The organism is Aneurinibacillus sp. UBA3580 (genome assembly GCF_002375825.1).
GTDB classification, from domain to species: Bacteria; Bacillota; Bacilli; order Aneurinibacillales; family Aneurinibacillaceae; genus Aneurinibacillus; species Aneurinibacillus danicus.
Genome location: NZ_DFMZ01000016.1, coordinates 1 through 3471, shown reverse-complemented (window position 1 = coordinate 3471; position 3471 = coordinate 1). Strand labels below are relative to the sequence as shown.

The 3471-nt window shown below is 48.4% G+C and carries 5 protein-coding genes; 3 read left to right on the top strand and 2 right to left on the bottom strand.

Annotation, left to right across the window (positions count from 1 at the left end; genetic code table 11):
* Both B2899_RS02665 and B2899_RS02660 read right to left on the bottom strand, forming a co-directional pair.
* Positions 1 to 1016: hypothetical protein (locus B2899_RS02665; RefSeq protein WP_286883877.1), on the bottom strand; the 1016-nt coding region annotated here is incomplete at its 3' end.
* A 97-nt stretch (positions 1017 to 1113) separates the two neighbouring features.
* Entirely contained in the window at positions 1114 to 2193 is a 1080-nt protein-coding gene (locus B2899_RS02660; RefSeq protein ID WP_146808485.1) for an isocitrate/isopropylmalate family dehydrogenase, read from the bottom strand.
* 181 nt (positions 2194 to 2374) lie between these two features.
* Between B2899_RS02660 and B2899_RS02655 the strand changes: the two genes are divergently transcribed.
* From B2899_RS02655 to ytxJ, 3 genes are all read left to right on the top strand, one after another.
* Entirely contained in the window at positions 2375 to 2608 is a 234-nt protein-coding gene (locus B2899_RS02655) for a hypothetical protein (protein ID WP_146808484.1), read from the top strand.
* A gap of 16 nt (positions 2609 to 2624) precedes the next feature.
* The gene (locus tag B2899_RS02650; RefSeq protein WP_146808483.1) at positions 2625 to 2963 is read left to right on the top strand and encodes a spore coat protein; all 339 of its coding nucleotides are present in this window, start codon (positions 2625 to 2627) and stop codon (positions 2961 to 2963) included.
* A gap of 114 nt (positions 2964 to 3077) precedes the next feature.
* The gene (gene ytxJ, locus B2899_RS02645; RefSeq protein ID WP_146808482.1) at positions 3078 to 3398 is read left to right on the top strand and encodes a bacillithiol system redox-active protein YtxJ; all 321 of its coding nucleotides are present in this window, start codon (positions 3078 to 3080) and stop codon (positions 3396 to 3398) included.
* Positions 3399 to 3471 lie beyond the last annotated feature (73 nt).

Genomic DNA, 3471 nt, shown 5'->3' with positions numbered 1-3471 from the left:
GGCAGCAGGAATGTTGCATTGTCTGCGTTTCGCCGGTTATCCATATAAGCGTAGCCGATGCGGTATTCTTTATTAAGCCATTTGGAACGAGGATAGGTCGGCCAATATCCTTCTTCGTTTTGTGCGGCTACCGCAGTATAGGCCAGATGGGTGGAGATATCGGTAAACAGCTTGCCCATAGAGGGTTGGGAGACAAATTCATTCGCACGAAGTCCTTCGCCATTGCTGGGATTTCGGTAAAACGCCGTCTCGGTTGCTGGCTCGTAATTCTTTGGAATCATTGTATAGGCACCGTCTCCCCGAAGCTTTTTATCCTGATCGAATTCGATGTCCAACGCTTTTTTGTATGCTTTTTGTTCGCTCCAATTTATCAGAGGAGGGCCCGAGAGAATCCCCCAGTTCGTGCTCATGGATGTGCTGTCGGCAGGGAGCACAGCCTCATATTCCATGTCCTTGCTTTTTTTTCGCACGGTTACATTGGGAGAGTAATAAGGCATCTCTTCGAATACTGTATGGCCCAGCGGCCGGTATACCTCGGTCTTGCCGATACGATACGATAGCTTCTCCCCTTCTGCATATGTAGGCGCATTCAGAGAATCAGGCATTTCGGTCAGTTTTTGCCATGCGGACGGCTTTCCGGGAAGAAACGAATAAATCTCCTGCGGGTTCCCATCTTTTGCCGTGATGCGCAGAGAGACCCGATTCGCCTCGCTTGTCACATGATTTTCTGCAAAATACATAACGTCCCCGTTATCGATTTCCACCGTTATTAAGCGAAATGAACGTTTTCCGCTGCGGTAATTATAGTATGTGTACGTCGCATGCTCGTATTGTTTTTTCGTGACCGATGGTTTTACATCTTCGACCCATCCCTGCACATTCAGCTTGTAATCGCTCATCAAAATACTCGTAACCCGATAAGAGAAATCGGCGGACGTATTATTGGTAAGAAGAACGAATGAGCAGAGGAGCAAGATGGCAAAGCCGGTTGAGATAATCCGTTTTGCAAACCTCACACTGCATCTATCCTTTCTAAACCAGGAAGTGCAAAAGGTCCATCCTCACCAGGTAAGGAATGGACCTCTTGCTTATTATATAAAAGATTACATAAAATTAGAAGTTCTGCATGGTAGACCATACATCGAGTTTTGTTTTCACGCGTTGAATCACTTCATCCGTGAATTCGCTTGTCGTTGCGCTGCCTCCAAGGTCAGCCGTGCGAACGCCTTGACTTACAGCTTCGATTGTTGCTTCATAAATAGCGCGAGAGGCCATCGTGGCTTTTTGCTCATGGAAGTAGGTGAGCAGAGAGGCGCAAGCGAGAATCATGGCCATTGGATTGGCAATGTTCTTGCCCTGGAGTGTCGGAGCCGTACCGTGAGGAGCTTCTACCATAACGGCTTGCGTATTGAACTCTTCGTCGAATCCAAGCAGTACAGATTCCGCACCTGCGATAGATCCGAACATCTGCAGTACCATGTCGCTCAAGCAGTCGCCGTCGCGGTTCAACGCTGGAATAACCATGGCATCGCCTGCGGAAGACAGGAGCAGTGCATACGTTGCATCGATCAACTGCGGTTCGTATTGCACGGTCGGGTAGCGCTTGCTTGCAGCGTCCATTTCTTCTTTCAGCATGCCTTCGTATACCGGACTTACCGTATATTTCGGACCGCCGAATACTTTGGCGTTTGTTTTTTGTGCATGACGGAACGCAAATTCCGCTACGGCGCGGCATGTTTTACGATCGACTTTTTCCGTGCGGTACGCTACTTCGTCTACGCCTTCGCCTTCACGCCATTCTTTTGCACCGTATGCATCGCCTACGGCCATGCGTACAACGGAAATCGGAGCGTATGCACCAGCTACCGGACGAATGCCGGGAATACGGCGGCCGGTCCGCAGGATGACTTTTCCGTCGATTTCGCGACGGAGAATCGCATTCGGGCTTCCTACAGATCCTTTTTCTTCCGGTGTGATGGTCGCAGCCTTCAGACCGAAGCCTGTCCGTTTCATAGCGCGGGCTGCTTCATGTACGACTTCGTTATTCGTTCTTTTGCGGTTTTCAAGACTTAAATCATATGTTTCAAGCTCGATATCAAAGCCGATAACTTCTGGTTGGAGCACGCGCAGCGCTTCATCGAGAAGTTCTTGTCCTGTTTGATCGCCCTGCATTACCACTACTGTTTTTTTCATGTCTGTAACCACCTCTTCTGAAATCTTACACAACCTGTTTTCATAACCTCAACCTTACTTATTATGCACGATTCTGTGAAATATCTCAATTATTATTGACAGGATTTGTATGAGGAGCTTAAGAAAATTTGGAGAAACTATACGTTGTACAGTTGGATCTTTATTTTCGGAGGTTGAAAGTATGGTGCAGAAGATGCGGATGGAGCCTCTAACTGCTGCCGAATTGGTACAGCTGGAAGCGAGGATGAGTCAGGAAGAAATGCTGTGCAAGACGTACATGAATGCGGTGTCACAAGTTGTAACCGCCGAACTTAGGGAAGTGTGTGGACAGATGGCGACGCGTCACCAGAAAAATTATCAACTTCTCTGTCAGATGCTGAATCAGCATCAACATCCGCCGCAGGGAATTCAGTAGGGAAGGAGCGAGGGGCATGCCTGTGACGGACAAACAGATTGCAGAGGAATTGCTGGCACATGAGAAAATGATGGTCATGGCCTATGCGCAGACGATTACCGAGACAAGTTGTCCTGAACTCAGCCAGGGCTTCCAGCAACTGTTGAACCATTCGATACAAAATGTAGCGGAAGTCGCCCAGGTGATGACTGCCAGCGGCTGGACCGCACCGCGCTATGCGCTTCCTGATGAAATCGGACAGGTAGCTACTCAGGCGAGTCAGGCCAACCGGAATTTGCAGCAGGTAGTGACCGCCTGGCAGGCGGCGGAAGCATCGTCGGCTCACACGGAAGCGAAACAGCAAGCAGGACAGTAAAGACGAAGCCACTGTGTGCCTTATGCATACAGACGGCTTTTTGTATTTATGGCATGAGAAAAAAAGGGTAATATAGAATAGGAAGCAAATGAAACGAAAGGAGAGAGAGAAAAAGTGAAAGAGCTAACAACAATTGAAGAGTTAAATCAATTCCTGGAGGAAAATGCGGAGGTCGTACTGCTGAAGCATAGTACGACATGCCCGATTAGCAGCCAAGCATATAATGAGTTTATGCAATATGCCAAGCATGAAGGAATGAAGCCGTGGGGACTTGTTATCGTGCAAACCGCCCGTCCGGTATCGAACGAAATCGCCGAACGTTTCGGCGTTAAGCACGAATCTCCCCAGGTACTCTATGTGAAAGACGGCAGCGTCGTGTGGCATACATCGCACTGGAATATTACGGAGAAAAACCTGAAGGAAGCTATCGCATAAAAAAGAGGGGCACAGCAATGTCTGCGTAATGCTGTGCTTTTCTTTTTCTGTGAAAATTGTGAGGAAAGAAGGA